Consider the following 522-nt stretch of genomic DNA (forward strand, 5'->3'; position numbering starts at 1 on the left):
TGGTTGAGGTGCAAAAAGTTCCATTAGAATCAGGATAAGTAAGATTCCAATTACAGGAAGTGCATTTTTAGGGATACCTATTTTCATGAGGCGAATTCTTTTGTTTGTGATACTAGAAGGTTCAAACGTGCAAATTCATCATCAATTTGATGGTAATCTTGTTTCGCAATAGGGAAATCGCCATACCAAACGGCCTCGTACAATTCGCTTAATTCAATAAAATCTGTTTTTATTTTATCATGTTTAATTTCTTTGATGTAATCGTAATTGGTTTTTTCCGATTTCCAGGCAATAATTTTATACCGGCTTAAGCCTTTTAAAAGGGATAGATAATGATAGCGAACTGCCAAACGGTATTCTTTTTGAAGATGTGCTTCTTTAATTTTTTGTTCCCAATTTACCTTTGTTGGATTTGCTGTATCGCTAAATTCCATGGCTGTAACTTCCTGATTGGGATGAAATAAACCTGTAAATTTACTGCGGTAAATTAGGGTAATTAGCAATAGAACCAGAGCGGCAAGA

Annotated in this window: 1 protein-coding gene; it reads right to left on the reverse strand. The window is 34.7% G+C overall.

Going from position 1 to position 522, the window contains the following annotated elements; all coding sequences use genetic code 11:
• Nucleotides 1-83 precede the first annotated feature (83 nt).
• Nucleotides 84-522 (reverse strand): DUF4129 domain-containing protein (locus ACERKK_RS13220; protein WP_373773539.1); only part of this gene is annotated, 439 nt, incomplete at its 5' end.

This window comes from Poseidonibacter sp. (genome assembly GCF_041821165.1).
Classification (GTDB): Bacteria; Campylobacterota; Campylobacteria; order Campylobacterales; family Arcobacteraceae; genus Poseidonibacter.